Below are 15,533 nucleotides of genomic sequence, written 5' to 3' on the forward strand. Positions count from 1 at the left end.
CTTTCAATCAAATTTATAAATCCAGCAGCCGAAATTAGGTTAAATGTAGTGAATATTCACAAAAGTACAGAAATTTCATACTTCACAAATACCGAGATTACAGCAATGTGTGTCATTGTACAGTATATTATCGAATCCGCTTCTTCTATGATTTGGAAGTAAGATTCACGAGCAATTCTATTCAGGAGGAGGTCAGTCATGTTTAAGAAGAAGGGTTTTTTTTATGAATTAAATAAGAATAAAATCATGTTTTTGATGATAGCACCGACACTGCTTTTTTTCTTAATAAATTCTTATGCTCCAATGGTCGGCATCTATTATGCATTCACAAGTTATGATTTTGCAGGTGGTTTATTTGGAAGTCCGTTTGTAGGATTAGACAATTTTAAATTTTTAACGCAATCTGGAATTCTGTTGAAGTTGACAATCAATACGCTTGGATACAACGTGGTTTTTATCATATTAGGTAACGTGGTATCTATAGGGGCAGCAATCCTATTAAGTGAAGTCCGAGGGAAGCTATTTAAAAAGTTATCACAATCCATTATGTTTCTACCCTACTTCGTTTCGTTTGTTCTGATTAGTGTTTTAGCGTTTAACATGTTTAATGCTGATTCCGGTTTTGTTAATCAGTTACTCAAATCGTTCGGATTGGATCCAGTAGACATATACAATACACCATGGCTCTGGCCATTTCTGATTACAGCATTTTATTTATGGAAGAACCTAGGTTATTCCATGGTCATTTATCTTGCATCCATCATGGGAATTAGCGATGAGTATTACGAAGCTGCCAAAATTGATGGTGCAAATATTTTTCAGCGAATCTGGTATATTACCATACCTATGCTGAAGTCAACATTTATCATTCTGCTCTTATTTGCACTCGGAAGCATTATGAAAGGTCAATTCGATCTGTTCTATCAGCTTGTCGGGAACAACGGAGTGCTCTTCAACGTTACGGATATTGTCGATACTTACGTTTATCGATCTTTGAAAGTTAATTTTGATATTGGTATGGCAACTGCTGCTGGTTTGTATCAGTCTATCTTCGGATTTGTAATGATTATGACAGTGAATTATATCATCAAGAAAATTAATGATGATTATGCATTGTTCTAAAATAGGGAGGAGGGATTACATTGGATGACAATATTCTAAGTTCTAGAGTTTTCCGCATGATAGCTTATCTGATCATTACGATTTTCTCTTTGCTCTGTCTCTTTCCTTTCCTTCTGATCATTTCAGGCTCATTGACAGCCAATGAATCCATTATTCGCGACGGTTTTCACTTGATTCCTAAAGTGTTCTCGCTGGAAGGTTATGAAATGGTGTTTATCTTTCCAGCTCAGCTAATCAAGGCTTATAGTGTTACGATTTTTGTAACTGTGGTTGGAACGCTGGTGGGATTGTTTCTTATTACAATGGCAGGTTATGTGCTGCAGAGGAAAGATTTCAAGTATCGCAATCATTTGTCCTTCTTCATTTATTTCACAACGCTGTTTGGAGGGGGGCTTGTGCCCTGGTACATCATGCTGACTACATACTTTGGGCTGGCAGACACCTATGCCGTACTGATATTACCTGGTCTTATGACACCTTTTCTTATTATTTTAATGAAAAACTTTATCAAATCTGCGATTCCGGAAGAATTATTCGAATCGGCCAAAATCGATGGCGCGAACGACTTTAGGATCTACTACAGTATCGTGCTGAAGCTTGCTATGCCTGGCATAGCGACTGTCGGTCTGTTCCTTGCTCTGACGTACTGGAACGACTGGTTCATGTCTTCTTTGTTCATTAATGACGTTAGCATGTATCAGCTTCAATACTACTTGTATAACACGATCAATACCATGATGTTCGTTTCTCAAATGGCCACTGGAACCGGTGTAACCCTAGGGCGTGACATTCCGACAGAGTCGACCAAGATGGCAATGGCGATCGTCGTTACTGGACCCATTATTTTCTTATATCCGTTTGTGCAGCGATATTTTGTGAAGGGATTAACGATTGGTGCAGTGAAGGGTTAGTACCGAAAGCAAACGAAAGGAACTCGTATGCGATCGGCTGACATAGATCATTTAATTAAGGGGAGGGTTAGTATGAGAAAAGGAAAAAAGAAATTGTTAACGATCGGCACTTCTTTATTCTTAACTGCAAGTTTGTTTGCTGGTTGCAGTGGTAATGCCAAAACTGGGGAGACTACGTCAAATACCAGCACGGAGGCTCCAACTGTAAAAGAAGAGGCTGTAAAAGAAGAGACTGTAAAAGAAGCGACTGGAATCGACACATCGAAGAAAGTGGAGCTTCAGTTCTATATGCTGGGTGATGCCCCAAAGGATTTAAAGCTCATTCAGGATGAAGTTAACAAAATGGCATTAGAAGATTTGAATGCAACCGTCAAATTCAACTTCACAACCTGGACAGACTGGGATCAGAAGTATAAGCTTCTGTTGTCCTCAGGGCAGCCGATTGACCTGATCTTTACGGCAGAATGGACAAATTACCAGTCATATGCGATGAAAGGGGCTTTCCTTCCGCTAGATGATCTCATACCGAAGGCTGCACCTAAGCTACAAGCATATGTACCACAGGATTTCTGGGAAGCAGTCAAGGTTGACAAGAAAATTTACACCGTTCCAGCGATCTGGAAGGAGTATGTAAATGATGGTATTGCCTATCGGGAAGATTTGCGTAAAAAATATAATTTGCCAAAGCCGGAATCACTCGAAACGCTAGAGCAGTATTTGGATGGCATACGCAAGAATGAACCGGATATGCTACCTCTGGCGGATACTGAGGTTAGTCATGTAGATTCCATCCGTCAAATGACTACTAAAACTGTGAATACCAACGATAAAGTTCCATATGGACTTAGTATCATGTATGACACTCCAAGAGACGTAACCAGCTATTGGGGCTCTCCGCAGCATTTGGAAGATTTAAAAATGTTCAGGAGTTGGCAAGAAAAAGGGTACTTTATGAAGAATATGCTGAACATTAAAGATAGTGGTAGTGATATATTTGCTGCCGGTAAAGCCGCAGCAATTTTGGGAAGTGAGAATCCTAACCGCTTTGGTGATGCTGTTGTCAAAGTGAAATCACTGCATCCGGATTGGGAGCTAGGCTATTCCCCGTATCCGAACATGAAAGGATTCTCTTCACCCGTTCACCCGATTCATAATGGCTTTGCAGTTCCACGCAGTAGCAAAAATCCAGAGAGAGCTCTTGCTTTCTATGAGAAATTGGTGACTGATAAACGCTACAATTGGCTGACACAATACGGTATTGAAGGCAAGAATTTCGAAATTGAAGATGGGAAATATTATAAAATGCTTGGTGATGCCCAATCAAACGGATTCACAAGAGAAGGTATGAATGGATGGGCATGGAGAAATCCGGAGTTCATGTTGTTTGATAAGAGCTATCAAGCTGTGCTAGACATGTTCGATGAAATGGATAAGATAGCAAAACCGAATATTTTCCAAGGTTTTGGAGAGGATTGGACGTCTTATCAAGCAGAGAAGGCGGCCCTTCTACAAGTTGAAAAGCAATACTTATATCCTTTGAACGATGGTATGGTTAAGGATGTTGAAGCCGGCTTGAAGTTATTTATGGAGAAGGCCAAAAAAGCTGGTCTCGATAAAATTCAAGCGGAATACACGAAGCAATGGTTGCAGTATTTGGATGATGCAAATATTAAGTGATTGAGCCAGTTTAGAGTGTTACTCGGAGAGAACAACAGGATTAATCTCCTGTTGTTCTCTACTACAAGGGTGGAGTATTTATGAAGGTTCTTTTTCATGGAACGGCTGCATTTGAAGGAATTCCCTCGCTATTCTGTCATTGCGAGACTTGCAAGCATGCCAAAGTACGTGGTGGAAAAAATATTCGTACACGCACTTCGGTCTTGATTGATGAAATACTTAAGATTGATTTTCCAGCGGACACCTTACATCATTCCATTCGTGATTCTGTAGATATGGATAAGGTTCGCGATTTATTGTTTACACATTCACATTCCGATCATTTGTATCCTGAAGATTTACTGATTCGTGCGCTTGGTTATGCTCAATTTAATGAAGAGGAAGAACTTCATCTATACGGTCATGATTTGCCTATTAAGCACTGTAGCCAATTGCTTGCCACAGAAAGCCATCGCTTCCAATTTCACAACTTGAAGCCCTTTGAAACCGTACAAACACAAACAGCTACGATTACGCCATTGCTTGCCAATCATGATTCTAAAGAAACTTGTTTATTGTATTACATAGAAAAGGATGAAAAAGCCATTTTCTATGGTCACGATAGCGGTTGGTTTCCCAAACAGACTTGGGACTGGTTGAAAGGAAAAAAACTGGATCTTGCTATTCTAGAATGTACGACTGGGAATGCCCCAAATTGTGAAGTTCACATGAATGTTGAGGATACTCTAAAAACACGGGAATGGTTAATCGAGAATTTTGTTATGAAAGCAGAAGGGCGAATCGTAGTCACTCATTTCTCTCATAATGCTCATCTGTTGCATGAAGATTTGGTTCATATTTTTGAGCCGAATGGGATAACAGTAGCATTTGATGGGATGCAACTGGACATATGAGTTAGCGCATAAGTGAAATGAGGATATTCCTATGATTTCAATGGCAGTCTTTTTAGTTTTATTTTCAGGTATTACCCATGCGGTATGGAACCTATTTACAAAGAGAAGTCTGAATAAATACGTATTTCTCTGGTCGATTCATATTGTTGGTACACTTGCTCTATTCCCTTATTTTATTATTGAGCTGCTCCAAGTTGAGCTTCATGCGGAGACACTTGGCTATATGGCGATATCTGCTTTATTTCAAGGGTCGTACTTCATTTTCCTCTCTAAATCGTATTCCTATGGTGATTTATCGCAGACCTATCCAATCATGCGAGGTACTGGTGTTATGCTAGTGACCTTGTTAAGTGTTGTGTTATTCGGGGATTCCTTAACTCTAGCAGGCTGGATAGGCTTTTGTTGTATCATAGTAGGGCTCTTTATTATTAGTGGAATCGTTAATCGTCATGCAAATCAAGAGAAACCGACCCATTCTATATCCATTCTTTATGCAATTGTAGTAGGGATGTGTGTAGCGGGCTATACATTAATGGACAAACTAATTGTCCAGCAATTATCTCCGCTATCAACGCTTGAATTATCCAATATTAATTATGTAATCGTCGCTTTTTTCATGGTTATAAGAGCCGGTCGTGCACAAATTATAAGGGAATGGCAACAAAACTGGAAAATGATCTTGATTGGTTGTATTTGCTCGCCAGCTTCTTATTTTATGTTTTTGATGGCGATGAAGCTTGCTCCACTAGCTTCAATTGCGCCAATACGAGAAATTGGAACGGTTGTAGGTACGATTCTTGGCATACTTGTACTAAAAGAGAAGCAAGGAGTGCGAAGAATTATCATGTCGGCTGTGATTACCTGTGGGATCATCTCCATTGCCATATGGGGATAAGTTGATTTTACTAGAATTGAGGACTACGTTCTGACCATATAGGGTAAGAATGAAAGGCCTCTCGTAGGAATACGAGAGGCCTTTCATTCTGTTAAGCATTAGATAGTTTTATACTGTCTAATTGACGGGGCAATTCACAGGTGAATATGCCTCATTCTAATTCTTGCTCTAAAACAGTTTTTACTAAACGACGTACTTCATCTGTTGATCTTGTATCCATTAACTGGTTTCTTAATTCGCCTGCGCCTCTAAATCCACGAACATAGATTTTGAAAAAGCGAAGAAGTGGTTTAAATAAACGTGGCTCGAGTTCATTTGAATATTTATCATGAAGATCCAACTGTAAAAGAAGTAAATGGAGAAAATCCTTCGCGCTATGTTCTTTAGGTTCTTTTTCAAAAGCAAATGGATTGGTGAAAATGCCGCGGCCAATCATGACGCCATCAACGCCATATTGTTCTACTAATTTTAATCCTGTTGCACGGTCAGGAATATCTCCATTAATAGTTAACAACGTATTTGGAGCAATTTCATCGCGTAATTTTTTTATTTCAGGGATTAGTTCCCAGTGTGCATCTACTTTACTCATCTCTTCTTTTGTCCGAAGGTGAATGGAAAGGTTCGCAATATCTTGTTTCAATATATGTCCTAGCCAATCGCGCCATTCGTCAATATCAGAGTAACCCAATCTTGTTTTAACGCTAACCGGCAATCCACCGGCTTTTGCTGCTTGAATAATTTCTGCTGCAACCTCAGGATGTTTTATTAATCCAGCACCTTTTCCATTGGATGCGACGTTTTGTGCTGGGCATCCCATGTTTAAATCGATACCGCGAAAACCAAGCTTTTTCATATCAATACTCATCTGTTCAAAAAATACAGGTTTATCACCCCAAATATGAGCGACAATCGGTTGCTCATCTTCTGTGAACGTTAATCGACCACGAACACTGTCTTTTCCTACAGGGTGACAATAGCTTTCTGTATTAGTGAATTCTGTGAAAAACACGTCGGGTTTGGCAGCTTCACTAATGACGTGACGAAATACAACATCTGTGACATCTTCCATTGGTGCTAATATAAAAAACGGCTTCGGTAAATCAAGCCAAAAGTTTTGTTCGTTACTCATATTATCTCCTCTTGTTGTAATATATAAAAACGATATAGGCTATAGTAAAAGTCTTTTATCCATCATACATAGTATCATTTTTTTTCGTTTGATGCACTTAAAACCCTTGTAAACACTGCACATGGAGGTTCGACTCCCCTTGCCTCCATGTGCAAAACCGTCAATCAAGGTTTCTGCGGATTGTAACAGATCACATCCTAGGTTAATATGTTCCCGCATACGAAACATATGATTGGATAATTCCATTAGCACATTTTGACCACGAACACTACTAACACATCAATTTGACTTGAAAATATAGGACTGAATTTTAAGGGGATTCGGATAGAAAACCTATAATAAGATCTGAAAAACACATACAACTCATCTAATATCATAGGCGGCATGATATAATAAGGTTTCCCGTAAGGGATACCCCAGTGGACCACATTGTGTTATTTATGTCCTAATAATTTAAGACGACACCGCGTTAACGTTGTGTGTATGTATATATGTGCAGTTCCCATACCCTTCCCTATTTCCTTTGAAGCACCGTTTATTTTCATATAAGGATTATCAACTTGTAGGAACTTTTTCATCTTCAAGCAGGGCTCTGAGTGTAACAGGTTGAGTGGCAGCAGTTAGCTGAATTGATGCTTTTAAAACCGGAGTATTCGGTAGTAATTGTTGTTGTACCACTGCTTCTTGTTGGCGTGTTATTGAGATATCAAATTCATTTTTTTTCGATCAGCTTAGAGCTTATAAGAGCATCCCCAAATTAATGTTCTGCTCGTGTACAACTTTCAATGCCGGAATAGCGAGAAGGTCTTTTTTTTGCTCCGTAAATTTTCCATACCCCAATCTGTGGATTGTCCTGTTCACTCGGCACTCCATATTTGTTACATTAATAGGATCAATAAAGAATGCGCTTACTTTTCGCGCGGCAAGGGGGCGGCATGTTCGGTTCGTTGAGATATCAGACCAAGATTTTTTTGATGCTGTCCGTCTTCTTGTTCGCTGTACTTACTATTATTAACGTCATTTATTATTTCCGTAATGAATCGTTGATCGAAAATGATTTGGCGCAAAACAAGCAGCAGACGACGATCAAGCTTCAGGAGCAAGTTGACGACATGCTGGAGGAAATGGACAAACTTTCAATCTCCGTTAATGCATCCAACTCGATTATGGGCGTGTTGAAGGGGATTGCGTCCAATTCCGAAGTGAACTACTTCACCGCACACCCGGAAATAAACGCGGAGGTGCGTAATACGCTGTTGTCTTTCACGTCGCTGCAGCCGCTTAAAGGGAGAATCAGCATCGTTAGCCGCTTCGGCGATTATATGGGATTAAGTAACAAGATGGATAACGTGAAATCCAACAAATTCCAAGTGCGCGCCAAGCCGACGTTCCGGGATTACTTGGCCATGGACGATTATAAACGGTTTTTGCCACCCCATCCCGACCCATGGTCCGAATCGGGAGATCGAGTTGTTTCGATCGTACGGCCGCTCAGGGATAACTACAACGTGTACGGATATGTGGAGATCAGCTATTCGGTCATGGAGCTGGAGAACCTCTTTTTTTTCCGTAACGACCTGTCCTTCGGCAACGTGCTTATTCTAGGTCCCGATCGCGGCGTATTGTTCAGCAGCTTAAGTCCGGTCATTGCCGGTAATGTCGAGGAGAACGACCGCTTGAATATGCCGCTGGATGAAGAATTCGGGCATTTCCGAATGCAGTTTTCCGGGACCGACGAGATGGTGTTTTATTCGAAGCTGACGGCGGCGGATTGGACGGTGCTGCTGATCGAGGACGTATCCGTTTACCGCAGGCCTATCGAGTATTTGCGCTATAGCTCCGTTACAATTTTTTTGTCGGTGATGGTCGTGTTGCTGCTGACTCTCTATCTCTATACCAGCCGTGTGACAAGACCGCTAAGGAGACTGAAGGATTCACTAGCCAACGTCGACCTTGCGAAGCTGGAGCTTCTGCCCTCGAAGCTGAGAACCTCCAACGAAATTACGCTGCTTGGTGTAGCTTTTCAAGGTTTGCTCGACGAGCTGAAGCGGACGATGCGCCAAGAGGAGATGGCCAAGCAACGAGAGATGGTCGCGCAGATGAACGCGCTACAAGCGCAGGTCAATCCTCACTTCCTCCATAATACGCTGACAGTCATCGCGGCCTACGGAAAAAGCTCAGGCAATCCGAAGGTTGTGGAAATGTGCATCGCGTTGTCTGATATGCTCCGATACACCATGAAGTTCGAAAGGAAGGATTCTACCGTCGGGGCGGAGATGGAACATGTGGAGCAATACTTGACATTGATGCGGAGCAAGTACGAAGGATTCTTGGAAATTGAAATGAACATTGATCCGGATATAGGACCCGTTCCAATTCCGCGATTGTCACTGCAACCTCTCGTTGAGAACGCATTTCAGCACGGGTTCGCGGGAATCGATCCGCCGTGGAAGCTTGCCGTGTCGGGGATGGTCAGCGACGTCACGTGGACTGTCTCAATAGTCGATAATGGAATCGGCTTATCGTTTGAGCTACTGGAGAAGGTTCGGCAGCAAATTGGGCGATTGAGAGACGACCCCGGATCGGAGACGGACTGTCTGGCAGAAGAGAAAGGAGCGGCGGGAGGTTTACCGATACGAGAGGGCAATGGCATCGGCCTTGCGAATGTGGTTGCCCGGCTATACTTATTTTACGGTGAGGCCGTCGAGGTTCGGGTGGACCAAGCTCCGGCAGGCGGCGCGGTATTTACGATAACGGGGAGGCGATAAGGGATGAACCGAATGATGCTGATCGAAGACGAACCGCCCATCCTTCATATGATTAAGGGAATGATCGAGTCTTCTTCCCAAGGTTTTGTCGTGTCGCATACGGCGTTCAACGGGGCGAAGGCGCTGAAGATGCTAGAGGACGGAGCAAAGCCGGACTTGATCGTGACAGATATCCGGATGCCGGTTATGGACGGACTTCAATTCATGAGGGAGCTGTCCGAGAGAGGGTACGAGATCCCATGCATCATCATGTCCGGCTACAGCGACTTTAACTATGCCCGGGAAGCCCTACAGCAGAACGCATGGGATTATTTGCTCAAGCCGCTGAAGGAAGACCACCTGGAGCAAGCGCTGGCCAAAGCATCCGTTATGCTTCGCAAGCGCAAATCTAAAGCGGAACGAGCCTATATGAAGCGGGCATTGCAGCTGGCCGACGACTTCGGAGAGGAACAACCCGCGAATCCGGGATATCTACATTATCAGTTGCTGCTCATAAGGAGAGGATCCTACCGGACGGGCGCATGGGAAGATCGGCTATCTTCGCTCGGCGATCTCTATCGCCGATGGGATGATGATGCCATGGAGGCGGCGATTAGCCCCGAATGGAAGGCGGATCCCGTATGGTGGATAAGCGGATGGGCGTCGAATGAGAGAATCGTGGTTCGCGCCTTGATGGATCCGCAATCGGGAGCCGTTCACCGGGAGGTTGCGGAATCCATGCTGGCAACATGGGCGTCCCATGCGGAAACGGATGAAGGGGCCGTTAATATGGCCGTCTCCGTGTCCGTTACCGTGGAGAGGCTCGCGGTTACGCTTCGTACTCTCAGGGAAGCATTGGCCCGCGAGACGAGGTTCGGTGAATCGCGCGTATGGATGCAAGGTGATATGCGGCGTCCTGGCTTCGTCTTGTCGTCTGAGCTGGATCAGGCCTGCCGTAGTTTGGCCCATTCGGCCAACTATGAAACGTTCGAGAAGGCTATGCAAGGATGGGTAAGAGAGTGGCGTAAAGAAGGCTACGGGCAGCTCGAGGTGGAGAGCTTATTCGCAGCGATCGTCCGTTCCTTCCAAACGTATTGGCCAAAGGAAATCGCTTCGACAATTGCCGCTTTCGATGCGAACGAGCTTGTATCCGGTTGCCGAACGCTGGATGAAGCGGTAAAGCAGTTCTGCGGATATATGAAGGAAGGATATGCGTCTTTGGTCAAGAACCGTCCGGATCGTTCGGCGAAAGATTTGATGGAGGACGTACGACGTTACTTGGATGAACACTTGATGGAGCCGATCGGCAGCGACGAGCTTCAGCTAGTGTTCGGCTATAACAAGACGTATATCTCCAACGTGTTCAGCGAAGTCTTCGGCATGCCACCTGGAAAATATTTATCGAAGCTTCGCATCGACAAAGCAATCGTGCTCATCTTTGAACGACCGGAACTGTCGCTCCGCCAGATCGCGGAGCTTGTCGGCTACGAAGACAGTCTGTATTTCAGCAAGGTATTCAAAAACGCGACAGGGCTCAGCCCGAGGGAATACAAGGAGAGGCGGGAGAAGGATGGGCATAGCGGGGGTATATAATGTGTGGTTCTTCCGTGTTTTCGTAGGGTTACTGCTCGTCTTTACTGCGCTCTTCCTCTTCGGCTGCAGCGCAGATAGAAATGAGCCGGAGGGCGTAATGGGTAAGACGCGGCCGGTTACGCTTACGCTGATGGCCAACCAGGATTGGACGGTCAAGCCGATTATGAAGCGGGCCATTGCGCTCTATGAGAAGCAGACCGGCAACCGGATTGAGCTGCAGGCTCTTCCGATCGACACAGTCGATACATTAATCAGCAAGAGAGTCGCGATTGGCGAAATTACGGACCTGGTTATGCACTTCGGGGGAGCTGCACTCAGCGACTTGCATCCTGAGCGTAACTTCGTCGATATGAGCAGTGAGGACTGGGTGGCGGACCTGACCGACGAGGTGAAGCCGCGCCTGTCCAAGGACGGCAGGTTATACGGCTTGCCCTTATGGGAGGCTTCCACCAGCGGGACTTTGTATAATAAACGCATATTTGAAAATCTGGGCTTGCGGGTTCCTGAGACGCAGGAGGAATTTTTTTCCCTGTGCGAGAGGCTGTTAGAGGCAGGCATCGTTCCGGTCTATTTGGCTAGCAAAGACGTATGGCCGCTAATGCCTCAATTCGGCATGGATTACTCAGCCGAACGGACGCCGGGATTGGTGGAAGCACTTAATGCGAACAAAGTGAATTTGGCCGACGTGCCGGCTGTCCAGGAAGTTGTCGATTGGTACAGGACGATGTATGTCCGCGGGTATTTCGGCAGCGATTCTTCGAACAACAACTGGGACGGCTTGCCGGCCGCGCTTCATAGCGGTGATTACGCCATGGTCATGTCATGGGACGTATATTTGTATTCCGATCTGGAGATAAAGTATCCCGGATTGGCAGGCGATTTCGGGTTAATGCCACTCTTTGTAGGCGGTAAGGACGCCAAGCTGTACGAAGGACCGAATGCAGCCATGATTATGGTGAACAAAAACGGAAGCCATGCCAAGGAAGCGATGCAGTTCACCCGTTTCCTTGCACAGCCAGCCGTCTTGAATAATATTTACCGTAATCTGAAGACGGGAACGTATTTCGGCAGCGTGACGACAAATCAACCAACGCCTCAATATGTGGAGAATAAGGAGCAGATCGTTCGTCTCAGTTCTCCCTCCATCACTCCGTTTATCGTAGGTTACAGCCAATACGAGATGGCCAAGTGGGTCCAGCAAGCGATGACGGGCACCATTACGACACGGGAGGCGCTCTCTGGCATGGACAATTACCGCAAGCAGGCTGCGATCGACCGCGGCATCCCCGAGTTCCAATATCCCCGCTAAAACGATGTAAGATTTCCATATCAACTCATGTGGAATGTCCATGGGCGCCCCCTTCGGTGCATGTTACGATTGCTTTGCAAGCGCTTCATACATGCTAGAAGGGGGATTATCCATGAAGAAACCAGTCAACAAAACTTATTCTCTGCTAAGTACGCTCCTCGTATTTGCCATGACGCTGGTCGCATGCGGCACATCGAACGGGGGCGATAAGCCCGAAGCCAGTGCGTCAGCAGAAAGCGACAAGCCGTCCGCGACGGCGAGCAGCGAGGAAACCGTCACATTGAAGTTTTGGACGTGGCATCCGTCCGCGGATCTCTACAAGCCAGTTATCGAGAAATTCGAGGAAACGCATCCGGGCATTAAAGTCGAGCTTACGGTCATGGAGAGCAAAGACTTCCAGACGAAGATGCCGCTGGCGCTCAGCACGCAGGAAAACCTAGATGTCGTAGGCGTTCAAACCGGGGCGATGCCGAAGCAAATTCAGGCGGATCTGCTGCCGCTAGAGGAGCTACTATCCGAAGCGCGGCCGGATTGGCAATCGGTCATTAGCGAGAACAGCGTTGCGCAGGCGAAGTCCCAGGCAGACAACCTGAAGTTCTTGCCGATGGCTTCCGTCGGCTCGATGGTTATGTATTACAACAAAGACATTTTGGATGAGCTTGGTCTGCCGGCACCGCAAACCTACGTGGAGTGGAAGGCCGTATCTGATAAGCTTCACAAGACGAAGAGCGACAAGTTGTCTGTAGCCGTCGGTGGCAAGGACGCATGGATTATGGATGAGCTCGTCTGGACGATCGCCGGTCAACAATCCGACCTGTTCAACCAGTGGCGATACAACGGCAAGAAGCTGGACGGACCTGAGTTTACGCAGGCAGTTGCTGGCTTCCAGAAAATTTTCGATGATGGCATCATAAGCAAAGACGACGTGCTCGATATGGACTATACGTCTTCCCGTACCGCCTTTACGTCCGGCCAAGCGGCATTTTTTATCCAAGGAACTTGGGAGGCGAACCTGCTGCTGGAGAGCTTCCGCAAGTCCAACCAAGTGGATGTGGGCGACGTAGGCGTTCTGCCGATCCCGGCTATCGAGGCAAACGGGAAACCGTCGATCCGATCCTTCATTGATCTCGGTATCGCCATTCCGGCGCACTCCACACATCCGAAGGAAGCAATGCAGCTGATTGACTTCCTCGTATTCGGCGAAGGCAACGACATGCTCGCCTCAACGTTCGCCTTCTCGACCAACAAGACGAGCTTTGCACCGGATGCTTCTCTGCTGACGACGCCGACGGCGCAACAATCCTATAAGATAGTATCTGATTTGCTCAGCTTCCCGACGGCCGACCGGAACAACAATTCTCCGTTCTCTGATGTCGCGGGACAACAACTTCAGAAGCTGCTCATAAGCAGCCAGACGCCTGAAGAGACAGCCAAGGCCATTGAACAAGAATTCCAGACGGGCAAATACCCGAACGAATGATAGCAATGCCGGAGCTGCAGGTCACCTGCAGCTCCAGGCTTGCTAACCAGGGAGAGTGCATCTTATGAAAATCTCAGGCAGAGAACATGTTGTCGGGTTTATGTTTATCGCGCCGCTGCTGATTTTGTTTGCTGTGTTTTTGGTCTATGGATTTTATTTTATCGTGAATGCCAGCTTCTACGACCAGACGCTATCGTTCAGGGATGCGACGTTCGTAGGTTGGGACAACTATGTCACCGCATTGTCGGATAACAGATTTTTGCGTTCAATTGTCAATAATTTGATTTATTCGGCGGCAGCTATTCTTATCAGCTTGTCGGTCGGATTTTTGATATCTGTCATATTGAACATGGGAATTAGAGGCTCCAAGCTGCTTGGCTCGCTGTTTTTTATTCCGTCTTTCATGCCGCTAGCCCTGATCGCGATGGTATTCTCCATCATGCTGGAGTTTCGCTTTGGCACGCTGAATCAGCTGCTACACGGTATCGGTCTTGATTTCCTTGCCCAGAGGTGGTTAAGCGATCCTTCGCTCGCTTACATGTCCGTCATCTCCATCTCCGTGTTTCTAATCGGGCTGTCTATGATGTACTATAATGCGGATATGACTACGATTAATACTGGCATACTCGAAGCAGCCGTCATCGATGGGGCTGGATTTGGGCGCATGTTATGGAACGTCTTGTTTCCGCTCCTCAAGAACGCCCACAAGACGATAATACTGTCCACGTTGCTCGGGAGCTTCCGAGAATTCGAGAGGGTGTTCTTGCTTACACAAGGCGGCCCGGCGGGTACAACGGAAAATTCGAGTGTTTATATCTATTCCTTTGCCCGGTCTGCTGGCGCGAATATCGGTTATGTCTGCGCGGCGTCCGTCATCGTGCTCCTTATCGCTCTGGGGATATCCGTCATCCAGCTTATCGCTTATCGTCCTCGGACGGGAAAGGGGGCAAGGGCATGAATTTTTCTCTCGCAAACCGCAAGCAGAAAAGAATCATTAGCATATTTTTGTATGCTTTCGCTCTTGTTTGGGTGTTTCCGTTTTATACCGCTATCCGCAATTCGCTAAAAGTGAACGGGTTTCAGAATTACGTAGATTTGTTCACTAGTGATTTGAACGGCATTTCGCTTATAGGTACTTTCCGGAACTCGGCGCTTATTGCGATCGGCTCGACGTTTCTGCTGCTGTCGATAGGTGCGCTGTCTGCCTTCGCTTTCTCCAAGCTTCGCTTTTTCGCGAAGGAAGCTATTTACATAGCGGTTCTACTATGTCTGGCAGTACCTGGTGTTGTCATCTTGATTCCATTTTATTACATTCTAAAAAATTTGGATCTCTACAATACACTTTGGTCTGTCATCTTTTCGGAAGCGGTTCTTACATTGCCGTTCGCTGTCCTGATGCTGCGGAATTACTACGACAATTTGCCACCTGAGCTGATGGAGTCGTCTTCAATTGACGGGGCTTCCAAGATGCAGGCCTTCATACACATTTATTTGCCGCTATCCATTCCTGCGTTAATTAATCTCGGAGTGCTTTCGATCATGTGGTCGTTCCAAGATTTTCTGCTCCCGCTTATGTTCCTGACGGATAAGTCCATGCTGACCGCTACGGTTGCCGTCAATACGCTAAAGGGCTTATTCGGCTTCTCTCCCGCCGACCTGGGGAAATTCAACGCGGCGCTAGTTGTACTGGGGATGCCGGGTGTCGTCATCTTTACGTTTGCGCGGAAGTTCATAACAAGTGGAATTACTTCTGGAGCAGTAAAAGATTAGGTAAATG

At 45.7% G+C, this 15,533-nt stretch carries 12 protein-coding genes; 11 read left to right on the forward strand and 1 reads right to left on the reverse strand.

The window, feature by feature from the left end:
- The first annotated feature begins 198 nt into the window (after positions 1 to 198).
- The 5 genes from PAENI_RS20190 (at position 199) to PAENI_RS20210 (ending at position 5,498) form a co-directional block, all read left to right on the forward strand.
- Complete coding sequence (locus tag PAENI_RS20190; RefSeq protein WP_081382824.1) at positions 199 to 1,122, forward strand: ABC transporter permease; 924 nt, start codon at positions 199 to 201, stop codon at positions 1,120 to 1,122.
- A gap of 56 nt (positions 1,123 to 1,178) precedes the next feature.
- A complete protein-coding gene (locus tag PAENI_RS20195; protein ID WP_410477483.1) occupies positions 1,179 to 2,033 on the forward strand; it encodes a carbohydrate ABC transporter permease in 855 nt (284 codons plus the stop codon).
- Between the two features lie 72 nt (positions 2,034 to 2,105).
- Positions 2,106 to 3,710, forward strand: coding sequence for an extracellular solute-binding protein (locus PAENI_RS20200; protein ID WP_149646506.1), 1,605 nt, complete (start codon positions 2,106 to 2,108; stop codon positions 3,708 to 3,710).
- An 80-nt stretch (positions 3,711 to 3,790) separates the two neighbouring features.
- A complete protein-coding gene (locus tag PAENI_RS20205) occupies positions 3,791 to 4,603 on the forward strand; it encodes an MBL fold metallo-hydrolase (protein WP_149646507.1) in 813 nt (270 codons plus the stop codon).
- 31 nt (positions 4,604 to 4,634) lie between these two features.
- Entirely contained in the window at positions 4,635 to 5,498 is an 864-nt protein-coding gene (locus PAENI_RS20210) for a DMT family transporter (protein WP_149646508.1), read from the forward strand.
- 151 nt (positions 5,499 to 5,649) lie between these two features.
- Here PAENI_RS20210 and PAENI_RS20215 read toward each other — a convergent pair whose 3' ends face one another.
- On the reverse strand, positions 5,650 to 6,627 hold the full coding sequence (locus PAENI_RS20215; protein WP_149646509.1) for a tRNA dihydrouridine synthase: 978 nt from the start codon (positions 6,625 to 6,627) through the stop codon (positions 5,650 to 5,652).
- A gap of 935 nt (positions 6,628 to 7,562) precedes the next feature.
- Here PAENI_RS20215 and PAENI_RS20220 point away from each other — a divergent pair.
- The 6 genes from PAENI_RS20220 (at position 7,563) to PAENI_RS20245 (ending at position 15,526) form a co-directional block, all read left to right on the forward strand.
- Entirely contained in the window at positions 7,563 to 9,395 is a 1,833-nt protein-coding gene (locus PAENI_RS20220) for a cache domain-containing sensor histidine kinase (RefSeq protein WP_188114626.1), read from the forward strand.
- Positions 9,396 to 9,398: 3 nt separating this feature from the next.
- On the forward strand, positions 9,399 to 10,967 hold the full coding sequence (locus PAENI_RS20225) for a response regulator (protein WP_149646511.1): 1,569 nt from the start codon (positions 9,399 to 9,401) through the stop codon (positions 10,965 to 10,967).
- Between the two features lie 163 nt (positions 10,968 to 11,130).
- A complete protein-coding gene (locus tag PAENI_RS20230; RefSeq protein WP_262495674.1) occupies positions 11,131 to 12,276 on the forward strand; it encodes an ABC transporter substrate-binding protein in 1,146 nt (381 codons plus the stop codon).
- Positions 12,277 to 12,388: 112 nt separating this feature from the next.
- Complete coding sequence (locus PAENI_RS20235; RefSeq protein WP_188114627.1) at positions 12,389 to 13,756, forward strand: ABC transporter substrate-binding protein; 1,368 nt, start codon at positions 12,389 to 12,391, stop codon at positions 13,754 to 13,756.
- Between the two features lie 64 nt (positions 13,757 to 13,820).
- On the forward strand, positions 13,821 to 14,714 hold the full coding sequence (locus tag PAENI_RS20240) for a carbohydrate ABC transporter permease (protein ID WP_262495675.1): 894 nt from the start codon (positions 13,821 to 13,823) through the stop codon (positions 14,712 to 14,714).
- Entirely contained in the window at positions 14,711 to 15,526 is an 816-nt protein-coding gene (locus PAENI_RS20245; protein WP_149646515.1) for a carbohydrate ABC transporter permease, read from the forward strand. The genes PAENI_RS20240 and PAENI_RS20245 overlap by 4 nt, the downstream gene beginning before the upstream one ends.
- The last annotated feature ends 7 nt before the right edge of the window (positions 15,527 to 15,533 follow it).

It is taken from the genome of Paenibacillus sp. B2(2019) (genome assembly GCF_008370385.1).
Lineage (GTDB): Bacteria > Bacillota > Bacilli > Paenibacillales > Paenibacillaceae > Paenibacillus_AQ.